Raw genomic sequence first — 22149 nt, forward strand, 5'->3', positions numbered from 1 at the left:
AATTAGATTGGGGCGGTTAATTTTATCTTCTTAGTCATTCTTTTTTAAGATAAGCGTGCTGATTTCTGATACGTTTACAGAGCTTGCTTTATATACTGCAATGTCTTCTATCCCGGCTTTTTCACTATCTACAAGGACTGACCAATCCCCTTTTAAGGGCAAGTTGACTTCTACTTCCCACGGATTGCTATTATAAACCACAACCAATTCATTTGGTTGACCAGACAATCTGTATGCTATGACATTAGCTGGAGCCTCGATCCAGTTTAAGTTCTGATAAATTAACTGATACGATTCCAAACGGAAGCTCGGATAGGTTTTACGAAGCGTAATCAGCCCCTTGATGTATTCGATATCCTCAGCATATTCTGCAGACCGTCTCCAATCTAGCTGATTAATGATGTCCGGTGACTTATAACTATTTTCCTCTCCGCTTTTTGTCCTCATAAATTCCTGTCCTGCATGAAGAAAAGGAATACCCTGAGAGGTTAAGAGGATAGCTGAAGCAAGACGGTGCATACGCTTACGAATTGAAGGCGGTAACTCTTTGTTCGTAATTTGGAGCTTATCCCAAAGTGTATGGTTATCATGGGCTTCTGCATAAGTAACCACCTGACTTGGGCTGGTAAAGGTCGCGGTATGGTCATAGCCCCTTGCACAAACTCCTTTTTTTATATTTTCTTCAAGACCAGGGTAATGGCTGATAAAGCCTTTTTGGGTCCTGTCAAACGTATTTCCCTTCAAGCTGTCACGAAAATAATCATTAAATTGAGCAATTCTTGGCATCAAGGAGGCATTTTTCTGATTCGCTTTTTGGTCTGCGGGAAGCGTTGTATGTAAATCCCATCCTTCCCCCAGGAGAATGATACTTGGATCAATGTCATCCAAGGCTTGGCGCACCTGATTCATCGTTTCAACATCATGTATCCCCATTAAATCAAAGCGAAACCCATCCAAGTGATATTCGTGTGCCCAATACGAAACAGAATCAACAATAAATTTTCTCATCATCATCCGCTCTGACGCCGTGTCATTTCCTACGCCTGTCCCGTTGACTAATTGATCGTTGTGGTATCGAAAATAATAACCAGGCACTAGTTTGTTAAAAGAAGAGTCTTCAACTGAATAGACATGATTGTACACCACGTCCATAATCACTCGTAACCCTTGGTCGTGAAAAGATTGAATCATTTGTTTCATTTCTTTAATTCTTGTTTTCGGTTCGAAGGGATCTGTTGCATAGGAGCCTTCTGGGGCATTGAAATGATTCGGGTCATACCCCCAGTTATATTGTAAAAGATCTAAGTCTGCTTCATCGACTGTTGCGTAATCAAACATTGGCAGCAGCTGTACATGTGTCACACCTAAGCTTTTAATATAATCAAGCCCTGTCTCCATACCTGTTGGTCCTGTCGTCCCTGTCTCAGCTAACCCTAAATATTTACCTTTATGAACCATCCCGCTTTCCGGATGAATGGAGGCATCACGAATATGAAGTTCATAAATAATCGTGTCCATCACTGAAGAATGCTGAGGCTTCTCAGTCGACCAATTCTCAGGATTCGTGCTCATAAGGTTGACTACGACTCCCTTCTCACCATTAACCGTAACAGCACGTGCATACGGATCAACGACTTCATTCCACTGTTCATTACTTTTTACTTTATACGTATACACCAGGCCGTCCTGGTCACCATCTAACTTTGCTGTCCACGTTCCCTTCTCGGAACGCTCCATTATCATTTCTTTCCCGCTTTCTTCCTCTTGTTCATATCGTACTAATCTTACTTCAGCTGCAAGCGGTGCCCATAAACGAAAGACAGTTGCCTGTTCATGATACCGATTCCCTAAATCCTGACCATCATAATAAAAAAGGCGGTCAATTTCCTCTGCGGTGCTCCTTGCCTCTATATATGAGTGCTGGTTGATATGTTCGATAACGAAGACCTCCTTCGACAAATTTCCCGTTATACTTTTTCCACATTTCCAGCATTTTCAAACAAGATAATAAGCAAGTGTCTCCATCAGTTCTTAGGATCATTTCTAAATAAGCTTATGTAAGATTAAAGCAGCATATTCACTTCCCTGTGTCATAAGTAACAGGCAAAAAACTTTTCGGAAAGTCTAACGTACTGTTTAAAGCCGTTTACCCTCATTCACAAATTATCTTTTTTATGGTATGAATAGAAAAAAGTAAAAGGAGATGTCATGATGAATAAGGAAACCCTCGACTATAAAATCGCCGACGTCAAAGCCGAATTCGTACGATTACAAGATGATATGGAAAAGTTGGATTCTGTGAATGGAAACAGCGGCCCAATTGAAAAACAACTAGACAGACTTCAGGATGAACTAAAAGCCCTCTATCAGCAGCGGTTAGATTTAGATGAAGAATAAATCTAAGGTTTTATTATGATCGATAAAATAAGTGCTGAGCTAAAAAGAATAGAAGAACACTTTCAAGTGAAAATTCTTTATGCATGTGAATCTGGAAGCCGAGCCTTTGGGTTTCCTTCCCCAGATAGTGACTATGATGTACGCTTCATTTATCTTCATACAAAAGATTGGTATCTCTCCATTGATCAATACCGAAACGTAATTGAACGGCCGATTTGTGAACAGCTGGATATGAACGGTTGGGAATTAACAAAGGCCCTTCAACTTTACCGTAAATCGAATCCATCTCTTCTCGAATGGCTGTATTCAGAAATTGTATATGTACAGCCCTATTCAGTAATCGATAATATGCGGGGTCTTTTTGATGCCGTTTACTCAACTGATACCTGCCTGCTTCACTATTTGAATATGGCAAAAGCCAACTATCGTACACTGCTAAAAAAAGCGCAAGTATCGACAAAAATCTATCTTACGATCCTGCGTCCTATTCTTGCGTGTAAGTGGATGATTGTTCATCCTGGATTTCCACCAGTAGACTTTTCCAGATTAGCAGGTGCTGTTCTTCCCGATGGACTACTAAAAAATGAAGTGAACACGCTGGTTATGAATAAACGCAGCGGAAATATTCCATCTGCTAAGATCGACGTTCAGATCATCCACCACTTCATCGAAAAGGAACTGATCGCATTAAGTACGTACACAGCAACAGCGGCTGCTTACAAGAAGGATTCCACTGAACTCCTAAATAACCTATTTAGAGATGCCTTGAATGAGGTCTGGTGCCGTCCCTAATCATTAAAAAAACAGCTCACATATGCTGTGAACTGTTTTCCTAACTTATTTTAAGGCTTCGTGAACCTTTAGTTGTTTACCTTTTATGGTTGTGTTTTTCATAGCTTTTAACACTAGCGGTCCTTTTCCGTTAAGGATTTCAACATATGAGACGGTATCCTGAATGGTGATGATCCCAATATCTTCAGCTGAAACGCCATTAATCTTAGCGATGGTTCCAACAAAATCAACAGCACGGATTTTCTTTTTCTTGCCTCCATTAAAATAGAGCTTCATGATTTGACTATTTAACTGGTCACTTTTAGATTTTTTAATAGTTGGCTGAGCAGCCAGCTTCTTTTCAAAATCAGCTTGGCTGTTGCTTTTTTCTTCGTTAGAAGGAGCCTTGATTCTTGGGATACTAAACCCAATATAGCTTTCGATTTCAATCAAGAATTTATCCTCAAATGGCGTAACCAACGTAATGGCTTTCCCCTTTTTACCGGCACGGCCAGTTCTGCCTGTGCGGTGAACATAGCTTTCTTTTTCTAATGGCAGATCATAATTAATGACATGCGTGATGCTGTCAATATCAATGCCTCTTGCTGCCACATCTGTAGCCACTAAATAACGGAATTCTCCCCGCTTGAACTCATTCATGACATCCAATCTGTCCTTTTGCTCCATTCCACCGTGAATCTTATCCACTGGGTAATTCAAATCCGCCAGATCATCACAGAGCTGATCAACCCGATCCTTAGTCCGGCAGAAAATAATGCAGCTATCCGGATTTTCTACCACCATCAGATTGTGAAGCAATGCCGTTTTATCACTATCTGCGGTTTCCATAACATAGTGATCAATTTTATCCGTTGTTAAACCCGTTGCTTTTATTTCAATATCAGTAGGGTTTTTCATATGTTTGTTTGATAATTGTTTGATATCTTCAGGAAGTGTAGCTGAAAACAGCATCGTCACCCGTTTTTTCGGCAGTTCATGGATAATCGCTTCTACTTGATCAATAAAACCCATGTTCAGCATCTCATCTGCCTCATCTATTACCAGATAGCTCAAACGATCTAAAGCAAGCGTACCCTTCTCAATATGGTCAAGGACGCGGCCTGGTGTTCCAACCACTACATGGCTCTTTTGCTTTAACTCAGCTGCCTGTGGAGCAAATGGCTGTTTTCCATAAACCGCCGTTGCTTTTATTCGTTTATAACGACCGATATTAGTGATATCTTCCTTCACTTGAACAGCCAGTTCACGTGTAGGTGAAAGAATTAAGGCCTGTGGTTTGTTTTCTGCCCAATCAACCATTTCACAAATAGGAATCCCAAATGCCGCTGTCTTCCCACTACCCGTTTGTGATTTTACAACCAGGTCCTGTTTTTTCAATGCTACTGGAATGACTTCATTTTGCACCTCTGTCGGCGAAGTAAACCCTAAACTTTCAAGTGCACGTACAATTTCATCACTTAATGCGTAGTCTGTGAATTTTCTTTTCGTCATATAACTGCCTCATTTATTGTATAGTATCGTATTGCCTAACCCATGTCCGTTCTACTTATATTATATCCAACTTCCCATTATACTCGAAAAAGGACCATAATGAGGTTTTTACAAGAAACAAGGGGAATGATAACACAACCATCAGTCCATATTCACAGGAAAACATAACTACATAACCACCATTTAAAAACAAGATTTAACTTTAAAGGGTCATCTTGTTTCACGTGGAACGAACTCTTTGTTTATAAATTCATCCTAACAGAGGCAAATGAGAAAGCTAATTTTACTTTCTCAAAAAAAAATTACATTAAACTCTTATTTTCATTTATTATTGGGTAAATACCACTAGAGAGAGTATTTATCTATAATTATTTTTATTCCTAACATATATCAAGGAGGAAATCATGAGGAAATTTCGACAACCGTTAATGATTGCATTAATGACCTTATTACTATCATTTATAGCTCCATTCGCTCAAGCAGCAACAACAGACGAAAAGACCTATCAAATTGCTACAGATATTACTTTTGCACCATTTGAATTTCAAGAAACAAACGGTGAGTATGTCGGTATTGATATCGATTTACTTAACGCGATTGCTGAAGACCAAGGATTTAAAGTAGAAATTAAGCCCTTAGGGTTTAATGCTGCCGTACAAGCTCTTGAGTCCAAACAAGTAGACGGCGTCATTGCCGGTATGAGCATCACCGATGAACGGAAAAACAAATTTGATTTCTCTGATCCATATTTTGATTCCGGTGTGGTCATGGCCGTTAAAGAAGGCAATGACGAAATAAAAGAATATAAAGATTTAAAAGGAAAAAAAGTCGCAGTTAAAACAGGTACAGAAGGTGCCAGCTTTGCTACTAGTATTAAGGATAAATACGGTTTTAAAATTGTCACATTCGATGATTCAGCCAATATGTATGATGACGTCAAAACTGGCAACTCTACTGCTGTTTTTGATGATTACCCAGTCCTTGCATACGGTGCCAACCAAGGTAACGGACTTGAATTAGTGACAGAGAAAGAATCAGGCGGATCGTATGGTTTTGCCGTTTCTAAAGGACAAAATCCTGAACTTATTCAACAATTTAATGAAGGACTAAGTAACTTAAAAGAATCAGGCGAGTACGACAAGATCTTAGACACTTATTTATCAGCCCCTAAAAGCGATGAAGATAAAGGGGTCATCGGTTTAATAAAATCGAGCTATCCAAGTCTGCTAAAGGGATTAGGTATGACGTTGATGCTGACGGTTGTTTCTTTGATTATCGCATCCATACTCGGAATTGTATTCGGTTTATGCCGAGTTGCTAAAAATAAAGCGTTAAATATGCTGGGCAGTATTTATGTGGATATATTCCGTGGAACACCTCTGATTGTACAAGCGTTCTTCTTCTACTTCGGCGTTCCTGCTGCACTTGATTTCCGTATTTCAGCAATTACTGCAGGTCTTTTGACCCTTAGTTTAAATGCTGGAGCCTATATGGCTGAGATTGTCCGCGGAGGTATTGAATCCGTTGATAAGGGCCAAATGGAGGCTGCGCGAAGCTTAGGTCTTCCTTACAAAAAAGCGATGGCAAAGGTTGTTCTTCCTCAAGCCATTACGTTAATGATTCCTTCTTTCATTAATCAATTTATCATCACATTGAAAGATACGTCCATTCTCTCAATCATAGGAATTAATGAATTAACCCAAAGCGGAAAGATCATTATTGCCAGAAATTTAGAATCATTCAATATGTGGTTAATCGTTGGTTTAATGTACTTTATTATCATCATGATTTTAACAAAAGTATCGCAGCGTTTAGAAAGGAGAATCCAGAATGGCAAAGCTTAAGGTCAATCAGTTGAAAAAATCATATGGTTCATTAGAAGTGCTTAAGGGCATTGATCTTGAGGTACAGGAAGGTGAAGTTGTTTGCCTGATTGGTCCCTCTGGTTCAGGGAAAAGTACCCTTTTACGCTGTATGAATTTATTAGAGGAAGTAAATGGCGGAGAAGTGATGATCGATCATACACTGCTGACAGATAAGAAAGTCAATATTAATAAAGTTCGAGAAAATATTGGAATGGTTTTTCAACACTTTAACTTATTTCCTCATTTATCGGTTTTAGATAATATCACGCTTTCTCCAATAGAATTAAAGAAAAATACAAAAGCAGAGGCCAAAGAAATTGCATTGAAACTATTAGACCGTGTTGGTCTGGCAGATAAAGCGAATGCAAGACCCGCTCAACTATCCGGCGGACAAAAGCAACGTGTCGCCATTGCTAGAGCGTTGGCCATGAATCCTGATATTATGCTGTTTGATGAACCAACAAGCGCCTTAGATCCGGAAATGGTCGGAGAAGTACTGGCAGTTATTCAACAGTTGGCAACTGAAGGCATGACAATGGTCATCGTTACACATGAAATGGGCTTTGCTAGGGAAGTAGCCAACCAAGTTATCTTCATGGATGGCGGATTGGTTGTTGAAAAAGGTACACCTGCAGAAGTGTTTACTAACCCTACACATCCAAGGACACAGGACTTCTTGGATAAAGTTTTATAAAAATTACGCTGCTATTAAACGCTGGAGTTCTCTTACTTCAGCGTTTTTGGTTTGGGGGTCTCTAAGAATATTGCATGTGGGTAATTACCTATTGTATTGTTAAAGAAGATAAATAGCGTATCTGCCTCTTCTTTTCAAGGCAAGGCAGTAAACTCTATAAAAAGGAAGTGTCCAAGCTTTGAGAATTAATAAATTTATAAGCGAATCTGGAAAAGCCTCCAGACGCGGAGCGGATAAATTAGTCAGTGAAGGCAGAGTAACCATTAATGGAAAAATCGCCAAAATAGGTGATCAAGTGGAACCTGGTGATGATATTCGCGTCAGCGGAGCCCAAATCGGTATTGTGAAAAACAATGTCTATATCGCTTTAAATAAACCTGTAGGTATCACGAGCACATCAGAGAAAAAAGTTAAAGGGAATATTATTGATTTAGTTAATCATCCTCTGAGAATTTCACATATTGGACGCCTTGATAAGGAATCAGAGGGGTTAATTCTCCTTACCAATGATGGCGATATCGTGAATGAGATACTTCGAGCTGAAAATAGGCATGAAAAAGAATATATTGTTTCAGTAGATAAGCCCATAACACCAGAATTTTTGGAGAAAATGGCTTCTGGAGTAAAAATCCTTGATACGAAAACCTTACCGTGTGAAGTGACTCAACTTTCCAAATTTGATTTTAAAATTATTCTCACTCAAGGACTAAATCGTCAAATTCGCCGCATGTGTGCCGAACTAGGCTATGAAGTGTATCGTTTGCAGCGGGTAAGGATTATGAATATACAGCTAGGTAGTCTTCCGGTTGGCCAATGGCGTGATCTAACAAAGAAAGAACGCAATCAACTGTTTGAGGATTTAAACTACGAACCAAAAGAATGGTAAAACTATTTTTTATGGAAAAATAATCATCTCTCATTCTTGATTTTATAAATGCTATCAATAATACTAAAGATAGAATGACTTTAACTAAGGAGATGTGTATTATGCTAATCGTAACCAATAGAATCAAGGTAAAAAAAGGCATGGGTGCAGTTATGGCTCCAGGGTTTACAGCACCTGGCCCGCTGGATACCACTGAGGGCTTCGTAAAAGTAGAAGTACTTTTAACACAAAACCTAGAAGACTATGATGAATTGAATGTAAACATGTACTGGGAAAACCTTGATAATTTTACTGCTTGGAGAAATAGTGATGCCTTTAAAGCTGCTCACAAACGTCCTGAACCAAGTGCAGATGGAGCTAAAAAAGAATCACCCATTATCGGCAGTGAATTAATTACCTACGAAGTAGCTGCAGTTAAAGAAGCAATCACGAAATAAATCTTCATGAAGAGGCGCACTCATCTGCAGCCTCTTTTTTGTCCCCTCTTTCCTAATGATTGATCTTTTTTCATTTGTACACTTGTTGGTCACATCAACATAGTATTCTTTGGGTACACCAAATTAGGAGGTACTAAAAATGAAAAAAACTCGGATGACCGCAGCTGTTTTGGCACTTGCTCTTTCCACATCTGTTATTACTGCTCCCGCTCTGGCAGCAACGACTCAATCTCAAAATACTAAGACCACACAAACCGTACAATCGACAAAAGATAAATTCTATGTTGCCGGTTTTACACAAAAGGAATTCAACACTTATTTTACTAAATTACAAAAAGCTGTAGCTAAAAATGACAAGAAAGCCGTTTCTAACCTCGTTTATTACCCGCTGAATGTGAATAGCAATGGAAAAACAAAAGTCATCAAAAATCAAAAACAGTTTATTAAAGAATACAAGGCCATCATGACAAAAAAGGTGAAAAACTCTGTTCTCAAACAAAAATCGGATAAAGTATTTGTGAACTATAAAGGTGCAATGACTGGAAATGGTGAGGTTTGGATGAGTAAATTCAATAAGAAGCTTGGGATATATGGCATTAACAAATGATATCGTTTCCTTAATCCTTATTGCCCCGTTATACTAGGGCAATAAGGATTTCTTGGGATAAAGAGGTGAACTTTCCTTGAAACATAACCTATTATTGGTCGAAGATGAAGCGCTCGTCCGCGAAATCGTGACTGACTATTTCGAAAACGAACAGTGGACTATCTATGAAGCGGAAACTGGGGTACTGGCATTAGATCTTTTTGAGCGACATTCCATTGATTTGGTCATTCTGGATATTATGCTCCCCGAATTAGATGGGTGGACGGTATGCAAGCAGATTAGAAAATCTTCTGACGTACCCATTATCATGCTGACCGCCAAGGGCGAAGATGATGATAAGGTGTTAGGATACGAGCTCGGCGCTGATGATTATGTCACAAAGCCCTTTAGTCCAAGGGTATTAGTGGCACAGGCTAAGGCCTTATTGAAACGAGCAGAAGGAAGAATAAGCGGGGAAGAATTTTTGCTGCAATTCGGTTCGCTAGAATTGAACACCAAGTCCTACTCCGTAACGATTGCCGGAGCAGACATAGACTTGTCGCCGAAAGAATATGATCTGCTTATTTATTTAGTCCGAAATAAAGGAATTGTTCTTTCACGAGATACTATTTTAAATGCCGTTTGGGGATTTGATTATTTTGGGGATATTCGGACCGTTGATACCCATATAAAAAAATTGCGGGCTAAATTAGGAAATGAAAGTGAAAGAATTGTTACCGTTATTCGTGCGGGCTATCGATTCGAGGCAGAAAAATGAAGAAAAGCTCCGTTGTTCTAAAGCTATTTATGGTGACGTTTATCTGCTTCTCCCTCTTTTATTTCCTTCTTCTGCTCAGCCAAGTTTTATTTTTTGAGAAATTTTACTTTGAAAATAAAATTGGCCAATTAAGTAAAAACCTAAAAACATTCGGTCCTATTCTCTCGAAGTACACTGAAGATGAAGGCAAGACAGCTGAATTAACAGGGGAATTTATGAATCAAAATAATGCGGCACTTTCCCTGTTAAACAAGGATTTTACCAATCAGCCTTTATATTCCTATCGTATTGAGCTGCTGGCAGACGGAGAGAACAAAACCATATTACTTTCTGGTGAGGGCATTCAATTAAATGATGTCCCTAGCCAGATTAAACAAGGGGATAGTCTGCGTGTTGACGGGTTCTATTTGGATGAAGCAGAAACCATCATTCAACCTGTTACGCTGTCTGCACCGTCTACTGTACCGCCAGAGCAAGGATTAGAAATGATTGAGGGCACGGTAACTAATTATACACTTCCTAAAAACCGATCGTTTAACGCTTATTTTCAGGATAATTTAAATCAAGAAATCTTACGCAGCTGGATTAATATAACGACCAATAAAGATTTGCTGAATAATGATACGATTCAATACAAATGGACCGATCAATGGAGCGGCGTCCCCTATGTTCTGCTCATCCAGAAGATAGAACTTAATGGAGATCCCTATTATCTGGCTGCCTCCACGACTCTTCAGCCAGTGGATGAAGCAGTCGAAATGATTCAACAATATTTTCTTTATTTTGCAGCATTCGGCATTATCCTGCTTGTTATTATTTCTGGCTTTTACTCACGTATTCTATCTAAACCGTTAATATCTTTAAGCCAAACTGCACGACGTATGGCTGATCTCGATTTTTCTATCAAAACTCCATCTCATTCTAATGATGAATTCGGGGCTCTCTCCGCTAGTCTTCAGACGATGTCCGATAACTTGAAAGCGACATTAAAGGAGTTAGAGACTGCTAATCAACAGTTGCATAAGGATATGGATAAAAAACAAGAACTCTTACAACTACATAAAGAATTCACCGGGAATGTCTCACATGAATTAAAAACGCCGCTTGGAATTATCAAAGGATTCGCAGAAGGACTTCAGGATGGAGTAGCTGAACATAAAAAAGAACGCTACCTCTCTCATATCTTGCATGAGGTCGATCATATGAATGAGATCATTATGGACTTACTTTTGCTATCAAAATATGAGGCGGAAGCTGTTCAGCTTCATATAAAATCCTTTTCCGTCAGTCACTTAATCAACCGTGTACTTGATACATTCACTCAACAACTTGCTCAGAAATCCCTAGAAGTTGTGATCACCAATCATACACATGGAATTGTCCAAGCAGATCAAAAAAGAATCGAACAAGTACTCGTCAATCTGTTAAGCAATGCCATAACCCATGCCTCTCCTCGGTCATCCATCTATGTCACTCTATTAAACATAGCAGATGAAATCGAAGTTCGAATTGAAAACAAAGGCGAGCAGATTCCCATCAACCAAATGGAGCGGATTTGGGAAAAGTTTTACCGAACCGAGTACTCGAGAAGCCGTAAATCCGGCGGTACAGGATTAGGCCTGGCTATTGTCAGTCAAATCTTACATCTCCATGGACGATCTTTTGGGGCAGAAAACACAGCCGTTGGAGTTGTCTTTTTCTTTAGATTAAAAGAAAGCGAGAGGAATACAAATGAAATGTAACATCAAACGCTATCTAGTATTCATGTCTCTTTTTATCGTCCTGACAGCATGCAGCCCAGATAACCGTACAGAACCGCCTAAAGACGAAGAGAATACTAACGTGACAAAAGAACCAGAAAGTGAGCAGCAAGAGAACGAAAATAATGATAAAAAAAGCGATGGAGATCTAAAAGATAGAGATCAAAACAATGAAATTGATCCCGCAAAAGAAAAAGTTCTCATGATCATTGACCAAACTCAAGAGGAACCACCTGATCAGTTTTATTTTTCAGTTAAGAAGCTGCCGGATGGATACAGTCTTGCTAAGATGGCCTGGCAATCAAACCATGATGTTACGAATACCACCCAAGAAGCCATCAGTAATGGCGGGACAGGCATAAAGGGCTTTTATATCAGCGGTAATGGACAATTTATGGGGTTTTCCTATGATTCATCGTGGAAGGGAGAAACAGGAGAAGTCATTTTCTATTTCGAAAATGAGGCAAAAGAACAAGTTACATGGCAGAAAACGATAACGCTTCAATAATCAAAAGGAGAAGCTCATTTTGACTTTCTCCTTTTGAGTTTCTCCTATACTAAAACTCAGCTTTGACAATCCGTTCTTTATGAATGTTTATCCTCCACCTGCTTCCCGTCCCAATCTTATATGTCTTCGCAAATGATGCCTGATTAAGCGCAATCCCCATATTATCAAGTGAATTTACATATATAAGTGCTTCCCCTAACGAACTATCAGCAAATGACCTTCCATACGTCATAGAATAGGCATAGACTTGTTGATTCCCGTTTTCTATCTCAACAGTGACCCTCTCGCCGATCTCAACTTTTAATTGGTTAAAGATAGTTCGAGGGATATTTGTCCAAAGATTACCGAAGCGTATATCGAGAATTTCAATAATACCTGTAATACGATTATCACTTAGACACGCATCAGCAAGTGGAAATCCAACAAGTGAGTCAACCGGAATTTCAGGACCCACCTCTTCAAAATCAATAATACCTGCTGCAAGCCGGGCACCGGTATATGCATAAACATCACGGCCATGAAACGTATAGGACTCACCAGAACGCGGCAGACGATTAACTGTCTCATCTATCATGCGGACAGCTGTGATTCCAACCTTTTTCTTTAGATGGGTGAGTGTTCCGTTATCTGGTGTTACAATATATTGTTCATCTGTAGTCTTGACGACGATACTTCGGCGGTCACAGCCTACTCCTGGATCAACGACTGAAACAAAAACCGTACCGTTAGGCCAATATGGTACAGTCTGCAACAGACGATAGGACCCTTCCCACACATTAAACGGGGGAATGTCGTGAGTAATATCACTGATTTTCAGCTCTTTATTTACCGATAGGGCCACCCCATACATCGCACTAACTGCACCGTCACTAATTCCAAAATCCGACTGAAAAACCAATAAGTTAACCATTATGTACCTCCATCTGAAAGGGTCTTTATTGAGTAATTTATAAAATAAAAACACCCTATCCTTATCAATTAACATTAAAAGGACTTGGTGTTATTCACATGGTTTCTTTTAAATGGAGACAGAACTAATCATCGTCCAGCCTCTGACCCTAATGACAAATCTTTATATTACCAATATTCTAACTTTTTATCTCTTAGTAAGTCAATGAAAAAAAGCATGGTCGAAGTAGGTTCTTCAATCCATGCTTATTACCCATATCCCAAGTGCTTATTTAGCTTCTGCTTTTTTCATTTGCTTACTACGAAGCTGTCCGCAGGCTGCATCGATATCCGTCCCATGCTCCTGACGAATTTTGCAGTTTACGCCTCTTTTTTTCAATGTATCATAAAACGCTAGAACTGATTCTTGGTCACTGCGTTGATACTGACTATGTTCATCAACTGGGTTATATGGAATCAGATTGACATACACACGCTGTTTTTTATTCTCTAGAAGATCGGCAAGCTGCTCAGCTTCTTCTGGGTGATCATTTAAATCCTTCAATAAAATATATTCAATCGTAATTCTACGATTTGTCTTAGCTAAGTAATAATCAAGTGCTTCCATAAGTTTTTCAATTGGAAATGCACGATTAATTTTCATAATTTTCGTTCTAAGCTCATTATTGGGTGCATGAAGTGAAATCGCAAGGTTAACCTGCAGTTGGGCATCTGTGAATTCATACAGCTTGTTAGCCAAGCCGCTCGTTGACACGGTAATCCTTCTTGCAGCAATTGCTAACCCCTTTCGGTCGGTCACAACATGAATGAAATTCAGCATATTTTCAAAGTTATCAAATGGCTCGCCAATGCCCATTACAACGATATGACTGACATTTTCACCCTGCTCTTTTTTATCCAAGTAAAGTTGTACGTTCATTATCTGTTCAACAATCTCTCCGCCCGATAAGTCGCGGTTTTTGGCTAATAATCCGCTCGCACAGAAGCTGCAGCCAATATTACATCCAACCTGCGTCGTCACACAAACAGAGAGACCATATTTATGCTTCATTAGAACTGTCTCAATTAAATTGCCATCCTTCAGCTTGAATAAAAACTTAACCGTTCCATCCGCAGATTCCTGCTTAACATGCTCTGTCAGTGTTTGAATGGAAAAGTTTTCAGCCAATACCTGAATACAGTCAGTATTTACATCAGTCATTTCACTGAAATCAGTTGCCCGCTTCCGATATAGATAGTCCCAAACTTGTGTCGCTCTATATTTTTTATGTCCGTGTTCCATTAGCCACTCGGTCAGTTGTTCAAATGTTAATCCATAAATGGACTCTTTCCTCATTCCTTAACCCTCTTCTCGTATTGATAACTTTTCTACTATTACTATTACTTATTCAGCATAAATTAGCAATCCTGCAGATCCTGATTTACTTGTAAGGATTCACCATTATTGTTCTATGATACCTTACAAAACAATTCATAAAAAAACAACCCAACTACGGTAAGTAAGTTGAGGAGCTTCCTTCTGCTTTTCTTTTATATCTTCCTATATATATCAAAAGACAGGTAACCTTTGCTGGTTCTCCTGTCTTTTACATTTAATCACTCTGTCCCATGTCTTAAATTAATTTATATTTCTCCATTCGCCAGCCAAGGTAAAAAGCCGTCTAGAAAACGTTCAGTCGCGGGCATGAAGTATGATCCAAAATGATAATCAGGATCTAACGTGGTAATAATCCATGTACCACCCGTGCTGACTTTATCTAGATACATGACTGAACCGCCGTCTTCTGTTGCGATTAGCGTTTTGGCTCCTGCAATCGGCCAAAAAACGCCATGTTGATGCCAAGTTGCGTCTGACAAAGTGATGTAATTAAACAGGTCATTTTCTGGTGCAGCCAACACCAACCCGCTTTTAGCACCTTTTTCCTTCCACCACCAGAAGTTTGTTTCTCTTTCTTCCCATTTTTGATTAGGCAGCCACTCCCAAGGCTGAGGGCCGAATGCAACCACAATTCCACCTTGCTCTGCATAAGCATGAATTTTTTCTTTTGCTTGAAGGAGTAATGTCTCATTCATCTGAGAGGGAACCAGTAACACATCAAAATGATTGATTGGCGTTTCTAAAAAGTTCGGAAAGTAAATAAGTTCTGCAAGGTACTGATTATATTTTGGTTCATTAAAGGTTCGATAATGTGAGGCGTTACCACTATAAATAACCGCTATTTTCCTCATTACTTTTCTCCCCTTTTTGAATCAAGTTCGTCATGTACCCATTGAAGAAGCTGTGTACTTATACGGTCAGTTGATTTATTTTGCATCCGATGAGAAAAAAGATCCCGCCCAGCATGAACCAACATTGTTCCTTTGGTCGTGTTTCGATCGATATAGGTAGTCGGCATTCCAGGAAGCGTAAGCAGGACTTCAGCATGACTTGGAACGGGTGAATGTGTGCCGCGTGCAAAAAAGCCGGCAACCCCTTTATTAAACGTCATATCTTCTGTATCCACGCCTTCAAATATTGGATGTTCTATTACTTTTGAAATGGTATAATCCGTAAAACTATTTATAGTTTTAGGTGTAAAGAGCGAACAGCCTGGCAGCCATTTTTTGAATAAATGTCCACAAAAGATAACTACCTTCCCTTCCTCTAAAAAGGAAGCAATCTTCTCTTTATGTATATAGAGGTATTCTTGATCGATAAAGTCATGAAAGAATATACATTTAAATGGTTCTAAATCTACCTTATCAAACATGTACTGATCAATTTGTGTAAAGTTTTCTTGTATAAACGAATTGGTACGATTCTGTATACCAAATGCATGACCTGGATCTAAATATAAGATATCTCTAAGCTGCGTCAAAATATATCCTCCAATCAGTAATGGGCTACTTATATTTACTAAGTTAATTCTTTTCTGAAACATACCCTTGTTGTGATCGTGCACAACAAATATTATTATTGTAATATAAAGAAAACGATTGACCAAAAATATTTATTCCTGTAAATTAATATATGATGATGAAAATCATTATCATTTAGAATTCTAACAGAGTGAGGTATGAAAATGAAGAGGAAATTTATTATATCTACCGCGTCTCTGCTGTTTTTATTAGCAGGCTGCAGCGATTCAGATACATCTAAAGATCTTGAACCAACAAAAGAATCAAAGTTAATAGTTGATGAATTAGATCGTGAGGTCACGATTCCTTCAAAACTTGACTCTGTCGTAATGGGAAGTATTTTACCATATTTTTCAACATGGTATATCGCAACCAACTCTACAGACGAGATCACAGGAATTCATCCAAATTCATATAACGCTGCTTCACATTCTATTTTGAAAGATATATCACCATCCATTCTTGACGCTAAAACCAATTTCATTGAGAACGGAGAAGTAAATATTGAGCAGCTGATGTCGTTAAATCCTCAAGTATATTTTGAAATTGCTAACCAAGAAAAAACGATTAATAAACTTGAAGAATCAGGTATTACGACTGTGGCTCTTGATACAAACACAACTTCTTTAAATCCTCTTGATACATTAAATCGCTGGTTGAAGTTAACTGGTGAAATCACTGGAACAACTGATCGCCCTAACGAAATTATTAAAGAGGGTGAAGAAAACCAGAAAATGATTAATGAAACTCTTGCAGATGTGGGTGATAAAGAAAAACCTCGGGTAATGGTCCTTCAATATCATAGTAATGGTGAAATATCTGTTGCTGGAACAGGTATGCATGGAAATCGCTGGTTAGATGCTACCGGCGGAATTGATGTTGCAGCCAAAGACATCGAGGGAATAAAAGCTGTCAACATGGAACAAATTTACAAGTGGAATCCAGATATTATCTATATTACAAACTTCACCGAAACACAGCCGGATGATTTGTATAATAACACTTTTTCTAGTCAAGACTGGAGCCAAGTAAAGGCCGTTCAAGACAAAAAAGTATATAAAATGCCGCTTGGAATTTACCGCTGGTATCCACCAAGTGGAGATGCCCCTTTAATGCTTAAATGGATGGCTCAACATAACTATCCAGATCGTTTTGATTATGACATGGGTGAAGAAATTAAAGACTACTATTCACGTTTCTATGATTATAAATTAAATGATGAACAAGTTCAGCAGATCTTAAATCCTCCATCAGAAGCAGCAAAATATTAAGGTAAAGGTGGCTTTCAAATGAAATCCAAGTTTATAAAATTTTCACTTTGGACGCTGCCCTTAATATTTGGTCTTATCTCGATTAGTATCGGACGTTTTGAAGTCGGTTTTATCGTACAGATCAAAATATTACTTTCACAGCTATTTCCTATTGACCAAACCTGGTCCGCTATGGAAGAAACAGTGGTCATGAATATCAGGTTACCGCGAATTTTACTTGCCATGCTTATTGGCGGCGGTTTATCCATTGCGGGTGCCGCTTTCCAAGGAATGTTTGCTAATCCTTTAGTTAGTCCTGACATTCTAGGTGTTTCGGCTGGAGCAGGGTTTGGTGCTTCCATTGGTATTTTATTATTTGGTACAGGGATTACCATGCAAATATTCTCTCTATTAATGGGAATGGCAGCGATCGGATTCACATTCCTGATTGGCGGCTCTAAACGTGAAATGCCTATTTTTATGCTGGTCTTGGCAGGAGTCGTAACAAGTGCCTTATTTCAAGCTCTCATATCATTAGTTAAATTTCTAGCTGATCCTGAGGAAAAACTCCCCTCCATTACGTATTGGCTGATGGGAAGCCTTGGAACAGCCAGTTATTCTGACTTATTTATAGGCGGACCACTCATTTTAATCGGTATTATCATTTTGTATGTTGTGCGATGGCGGTTAAATATTTTATCTCTTTCTGATGAAGAAGCGAAATCGCTTGGGATATCAGTCATGAAAATGAAATGGCTCGTCATTATCGGCGCTACATTAATTACATCTGCAGCTGTTGCGATAGCTGGAATTATCGGCTGGGTTGGCCTGATTATTCCTCACATCGCCCGGATGCTTGTTGGCAGTAATAATCAATATGTATTACCTGCATCCGTCTCTATAGGTGCAATGTACTTATTAATGATTGATAACTTAGCAAGAAGTTTAACCTCAGCAGAAATTCCATTATCGATTTTAACAGCTATTGTCGGGGCACCCTTTTTCGCGTATTTATTACGAAAAACAGGAGGCGGCTGGAATTGATTTCAATAAAAGATGGAAACTTTTTTTATCAAAAAGCGAAAACCAAAGAGCAAACCTATTTATACAATAATGATATTTCCTTTGACTTGCATCCTGGTGAAATCATGTCGATTCTGGGTCCAAATGGTGCAGGGAAAACAACATTATTAAAGTGTATTATGGGCTTGCTTAAATGGGAAAAAGGCGAAACATTATTGAATGGGAAACCACTTTCAAGTCTGCGTCAAAAAGAAATCTGGCGAACCATTGGGTATGTTCCGCAGGCTTCCAAAATGACCTTTGGTTACTCGATCCTTGATTTAGTCACAATGGGACGTGCTTTGTTAATTCATGCTTATGCACAGCCCACACAAGAGGACAGGGAAGCCGCACTGGACGCGCTTGAACTTGTAGGCATCCGCCATTTAGCTGATCAGTCTTGTACAGCTGTCAGCGGCGGTGAACTTCAGCTGGCATTGATTGCACGAACATTGGTATCAGATCCAAAAATTTTAATTCTAGATGAACCAGAATCACATCTAGACATTCAAAAGCAAAAAATCATTTTGCAAACCATAAAAAAGTTGGTCAAAGAACGAGACTTAGCTTGCATTATCAATACTCATTACGCAAATCATGCTTTTTACTTTGGTGATAAGGTGCTTATGGTCGCTAAAAACAAACCCGTCATTACAGGTTCTGTGTCTGAAATTATGACAGAGGAAAACATTTTTCATTACTTTGATATTGAAGTAAAAAAATTGCTGCATAACGACGATGGGCAGGTATTTGAAACCATCGTCCCTAAATATTTTGGATTAGATAGGAGTGACCGATAATATCGGTCACTTTTTTTGTACCTTATTATTAACCCCCTCTTTCACGTTAATTCTATTCACTACCGCTGTATTATTACTCTGCGACTTTTTAATCCCGCGCACATACTTTATACCTATTTATTCCAAAAAAGAGGACATAAGGCGCAGAAACCAAAATAAGAATATAAACGTATTATTAAAAACTGGGTTATAAAGGAGAAATATGGAGGGGTGGTTTTTTGAGCATGAAAGGGTTCATTGGTGTCTTTTTCTTACTATTTTTTCTAGCAGGATGCAGTGATACTGAACATAAAGACACAAAAGCAATCAGTACTCCAGAAACTAAATATGAAAAGTTAGTTAGAGAAAAAAACAAAAAATTAACACGGGAACCAATCAAACAGATGACAAATAGTGAAGGGGTTGTATTAAAGCTAAAAAAGCCTGTGTACAAGGAATTTGCTGTTAATGGTCAGTTGGTTATTGAAGGAGAAATCGAACAGTCTTCAGAATTAAAATCCGATTACGTATGGATAAAGGCTTTATCTGATGAACCTGCCCCCGCAGGAGAGCAAAACGATTATTACACTCCCATAAAAGATGGGAAATTCAAGCAAACGATTCATTTTTTTAACGGAGAAGGCATGTATGATCTCTCTGTCCAAGTCCCAAGTAAGACCCGGGATAATTATTACTATAACGCTGCTTCTTTTTCCGTGTTTAATGTTCATCCAGATTACCAAAGAGATGTGACCTATACTCCGTTTGGACAAGAAAATTTATTTACTCTAGATGTTGAAAATGGATTTCTAGAGGCAGACGGAATCTTTAACCTTACAGGCCGTTTAGGGCAGACAGCAGGCAAAGATGAAGTAATGGTCGCACTAACTAAAGAGGGAGAAACATGGAAAAATACCTTTGCTGTGAAGGATGGACACCTTGATTATGATATTCCTTTGTTTTATGGAAAAGGACTGCATAAACTAGAGGTGTTACTTCCAGACGATACTCGGGATAATTACTACCTGCCCGTCACAACCCTTTTAATTGATAATCAATCAAGCAATGTGATGAAGCCGATAGAGTATTATTCTAAAACAATGATAGAAAGAGGATTTAATCTAGATGAGCCTAAATTTGGCGGAGGAGAAACCGATCAAAGCTTTCAAATAAAAGGTTCAATTGATTCAAGTGCAGATTTAGCAGCAAAAACGGATCATCTCTATATTTCTACCGTAAAAGGTGAAGACCACGCATTAGATGTGATTCCCGTCGAAGATTTTACTTATAACGACTCCTTTTATTTACGATTTGGCCCAGGTACGTATGAGGTGACGATAAGTGTACCTGAAATAACAGAGAAAAAGACGAATTACTTCCGCTATTTTAGCGTAGCGCAATTTGAAGTAGAATCTACAGAAGCGAGTGACCAGCGTGACCTCCTTCCCTCACGCGGTGTTCAATCGGAAGATGCCAAAATTATTAAATTAGCTGAATCAATCCTAAAAGGAAAAAAGTCCGAACGTGAAAAATCAAAAGCAATCTATGAATATGTTGCTAAAAACATTGCTTACGATGTAGAAAAATTTAAGACAAATGATTTCAATTGGGATGACAGTGCGCTCAAAACGCTCCAATTAAAGGACGGGGTTTGTCAGGATTATGCTTATCTTGCTATCGCGCTCCTAAGGGCCAGCCATATTGAAGCGAGATTTGTCGAAGGATATGCACCTCAGAAACATGCCTGGGTTGAAGCAAAAATTGATGATAAGTGGCTGACTATGGATCCCACATGGGGGGCAGGATATATTCAAAATAATGTTTTTGTAAAAAAATATACCGATACGTATTTTGATCCTAATATGAAAGAATTCAAAAAAACTCATAAACGTACTGGAATCTCTTATTAAACCAACAATTTAAGGAAGAATGATGAAAGACTCAGGCGGCTCCGTTGCAGTCGTCTTATTTTTTTGAGGATCGTTACAATTCATAGTAAGCTTAGCTGATACGGCTTTCAAACATTCGAATGGGGTGATTATCATGAAAATAGCTATTATTGGGCTAGGCGATATTGCTAAGAAAGCCTATCTGCCTGTCCTTTCTCAAAAAGAAGGAATTGAACTAGTACTGTTTACAAGAAATGCAGCCACATTAAATGAGTTAGCAAGAAAGTATAAGATTAAAGAAAGTGTTCAGACGGTGGACGAACTTCTACAAAAGAACATTACGGCTGCTTTTGTCAGTACTGCTACAGAAGCGCATTTTGAAACAGCAGAAAAGTTACTTATGAATGGAATACATGTATACATAGACAAGCCTATCTCAATGAATGTAAAAGGAAACAAAAAGAATTGTTAATCTCTCAAAAGAAAGCGGAAAAATTGCTATGGTTGGCTTTAATCGCCGATATATTCCAAAAGTCAACGAACTAAGAAAAAAGGGAAAAGCAAGTTTGATCCTTATGCAAAAAAATAGATTTGCGTCTCCAGATAGTATAAGACGCTTTGTGGTAGAAGACTTTATCCATGTGGTTGATACCCTCAGATTTTTAATGAATACCACCGTTTTGGATGTAAAAGTTGAATACTTGAAAACAGGCAACATGCTCGATCACTTAGTCATACAACTTATTGGAGATGGATGTACCGCTTTAGGAATAATGAACCGCAACGGAGGAGTTACGGAAGAAATCATCGAGTATAATGCAGGGCATGACAAATATGTTGTAAATAGTCTCGTTGAAACCACCCACTTTCATAATAAAGAAGTGAGTATTTCTAAGTTTGGAGATTGGGAACCAACTTTGTTTAAACGCGGCTTCTACCAACTGGTCGATCATTTTATTGAGTGTGTGGAGCATAATAAGACGCCAGACCCCTCTATAGAGGACTCTCTTCTTACACATGAGATTTGCGAGCGGATTGTTACCTATATTGAAGCAGGGTCTGGAAAATAAAACCTCAACAAAAAGTCATAACCCCTTAGTTGGATAAAAATTAAATCTCATTAATTATTGTATAAGTACTGTTAAATAATGTAAGATTTATCTAACTG

Annotated in this window: 22 protein-coding genes; 16 read left to right on the top strand and 6 right to left on the bottom strand. The window is 38.6% G+C overall.

Going from position 1 to position 22149, the window contains the following annotated elements; translation table 11 throughout:
* Positions 1-30: 30 nt before the first annotated feature.
* Entirely contained in the window at positions 31-1959 is a 1929-nt protein-coding gene (gene pulA, locus WYK_RS11710; protein WP_051387458.1) for a type I pullulanase, read from the bottom strand.
* Between the two features lie 249 nt (positions 1960-2208).
* Here pulA and WYK_RS11715 point away from each other — a divergent pair, with 249 nt between their 5' ends.
* Positions 2209-2397, top strand: a complete 189-nt coding sequence (locus WYK_RS11715) for an SE1832 family protein (protein ID WP_235782493.1) — start codon at positions 2209-2211, stop codon at positions 2395-2397.
* 15 nt (positions 2398-2412) lie between these two features.
* Positions 2413-3189, top strand: a complete 777-nt coding sequence (locus WYK_RS11720; RefSeq protein ID WP_040374675.1) for a nucleotidyltransferase domain-containing protein — start codon at positions 2413-2415, stop codon at positions 3187-3189.
* Positions 3190-3234: 45 nt separating this feature from the next.
* Here the strand turns inward: WYK_RS11720 and WYK_RS11725 are convergent, their stop codons facing one another.
* Positions 3235-4680, bottom strand: a complete 1446-nt coding sequence (locus WYK_RS11725; RefSeq protein ID WP_040374676.1) for a DEAD/DEAH box helicase — start codon at positions 4678-4680, stop codon at positions 3235-3237.
* A 404-nt stretch (positions 4681-5084) separates the two neighbouring features.
* Between WYK_RS11725 and WYK_RS11730 the strand changes: the two genes are divergently transcribed.
* The 8 genes from WYK_RS11730 (at position 5085) to WYK_RS11765 (ending at position 12194) form a co-directional block, all read left to right on the top strand.
* Positions 5085-6524: an amino acid ABC transporter substrate-binding protein/permease gene (locus tag WYK_RS11730; protein ID WP_040374677.1), complete on the top strand. Its 1440-nt coding sequence runs from the start codon at positions 5085-5087 to the stop codon at positions 6522-6524.
* Positions 6511-7239, top strand: coding sequence for an amino acid ABC transporter ATP-binding protein (locus WYK_RS11735; RefSeq protein ID WP_040374678.1), 729 nt, complete (start codon positions 6511-6513; stop codon positions 7237-7239). Before WYK_RS11730 ends, WYK_RS11735 begins: the two co-directional genes overlap by 14 nt.
* Before the next feature lie 178 nt (positions 7240-7417).
* The gene (locus WYK_RS11740) at positions 7418-8125 is read left to right on the top strand and encodes a pseudouridine synthase (RefSeq protein WP_040374679.1); all 708 of its coding nucleotides are present in this window, start codon (positions 7418-7420) and stop codon (positions 8123-8125) included.
* Between the two features lie 101 nt (positions 8126-8226).
* Positions 8227-8562: a heme oxygenase gene (locus WYK_RS11745; protein WP_040374680.1), complete on the top strand. Its 336-nt coding sequence runs from the start codon at positions 8227-8229 to the stop codon at positions 8560-8562.
* 139 nt (positions 8563-8701) lie between these two features.
* Positions 8702-9169: a DUF4148 domain-containing protein gene (locus WYK_RS11750; RefSeq protein WP_051387459.1), complete on the top strand. Its 468-nt coding sequence runs from the start codon at positions 8702-8704 to the stop codon at positions 9167-9169.
* 76 nt (positions 9170-9245) lie between these two features.
* Positions 9246-9926, top strand: coding sequence for a response regulator transcription factor (locus tag WYK_RS11755; RefSeq protein WP_040374681.1), 681 nt, complete (start codon positions 9246-9248; stop codon positions 9924-9926).
* On the top strand, positions 9923-11668 hold the full coding sequence (locus tag WYK_RS11760) for a sensor histidine kinase (protein ID WP_040374682.1): 1746 nt from the start codon (positions 9923-9925) through the stop codon (positions 11666-11668). The genes WYK_RS11755 and WYK_RS11760 overlap by 4 nt, the downstream gene beginning before the upstream one ends.
* Positions 11658-12194 (top strand): hypothetical protein, encoded by a 537-nt coding sequence (locus WYK_RS11765; protein WP_051387460.1) that lies wholly within the window; start codon positions 11658-11660, stop codon positions 12192-12194. The genes WYK_RS11760 and WYK_RS11765 overlap by 11 nt, the downstream gene beginning before the upstream one ends.
* A gap of 49 nt (positions 12195-12243) precedes the next feature.
* Here WYK_RS11765 and WYK_RS11770 read toward each other — a convergent pair whose 3' ends face one another.
* The 4 genes from WYK_RS11770 to WYK_RS11785 form a co-directional block, all read right to left on the bottom strand.
* The gene (locus tag WYK_RS11770) at positions 12244-13104 is read right to left on the bottom strand and encodes an SAM hydrolase/SAM-dependent halogenase family protein (RefSeq protein WP_040374683.1); all 861 of its coding nucleotides are present in this window, start codon (positions 13102-13104) and stop codon (positions 12244-12246) included.
* Between the two features lie 267 nt (positions 13105-13371).
* Complete coding sequence (rlmN, locus tag WYK_RS11775) at positions 13372-14439, bottom strand: dual-specificity RNA methyltransferase RlmN (RefSeq protein WP_040374684.1); 1068 nt, start codon at positions 14437-14439, stop codon at positions 13372-13374.
* Positions 14440-14726: 287 nt separating this feature from the next.
* A complete protein-coding gene (locus tag WYK_RS11780) occupies positions 14727-15332 on the bottom strand; it encodes a hypothetical protein (RefSeq protein WP_040374685.1) in 606 nt (201 codons plus the stop codon).
* The gene (locus tag WYK_RS11785) at positions 15332-15961 is read right to left on the bottom strand and encodes a hypothetical protein (protein ID WP_040374686.1); all 630 of its coding nucleotides are present in this window, start codon (positions 15959-15961) and stop codon (positions 15332-15334) included. Before WYK_RS11785 ends, WYK_RS11780 begins: the two co-directional genes overlap by 1 nt.
* Positions 15962-16165: 204 nt before the next feature.
* Between WYK_RS11785 and WYK_RS11790 the strand changes: the two genes are divergently transcribed.
* The 6 genes from WYK_RS11790 (at position 16166) to WYK_RS25635 (ending at position 22051) form a co-directional block, all read left to right on the top strand.
* Positions 16166-17272, top strand: coding sequence for an ABC transporter substrate-binding protein (locus WYK_RS11790; RefSeq protein ID WP_040374687.1), 1107 nt, complete (start codon positions 16166-16168; stop codon positions 17270-17272).
* 18 nt (positions 17273-17290) lie between these two features.
* Entirely contained in the window at positions 17291-18295 is a 1005-nt protein-coding gene (locus tag WYK_RS11795) for a FecCD family ABC transporter permease (protein WP_040374688.1), read from the top strand.
* The gene (locus WYK_RS11800) at positions 18292-19113 is read left to right on the top strand and encodes an ABC transporter ATP-binding protein (RefSeq protein WP_040374689.1); all 822 of its coding nucleotides are present in this window, start codon (positions 18292-18294) and stop codon (positions 19111-19113) included. Before WYK_RS11795 ends, WYK_RS11800 begins: the two co-directional genes overlap by 4 nt.
* 224 nt (positions 19114-19337) lie before the next feature.
* Positions 19338-21002, top strand: coding sequence for a transglutaminase domain-containing protein (locus WYK_RS11805; RefSeq protein WP_040374739.1), 1665 nt, complete (start codon positions 19338-19340; stop codon positions 21000-21002).
* Between the two features lie 133 nt (positions 21003-21135).
* Positions 21136-21453 (top strand): Gfo/Idh/MocA family protein, encoded by a 318-nt coding sequence (locus WYK_RS25630; RefSeq protein WP_235782494.1) that lies wholly within the window; start codon positions 21136-21138, stop codon positions 21451-21453.
* Positions 21454-21556: 103 nt separating this feature from the next.
* Positions 21557-22051, top strand: a complete 495-nt coding sequence (locus WYK_RS25635) for a Gfo/Idh/MocA family oxidoreductase (protein ID WP_235782495.1) — start codon at positions 21557-21559, stop codon at positions 22049-22051.
* The last annotated feature ends 98 nt before the right edge of the window (positions 22052-22149 follow it).

The sequence above is a fragment of the Peribacillus psychrosaccharolyticus ATCC 23296 genome (assembly GCF_000305495.1).
Classification (GTDB): Bacteria; Bacillota; Bacilli; order Bacillales; family DSM-1321; genus Peribacillus; species Peribacillus psychrosaccharolyticus.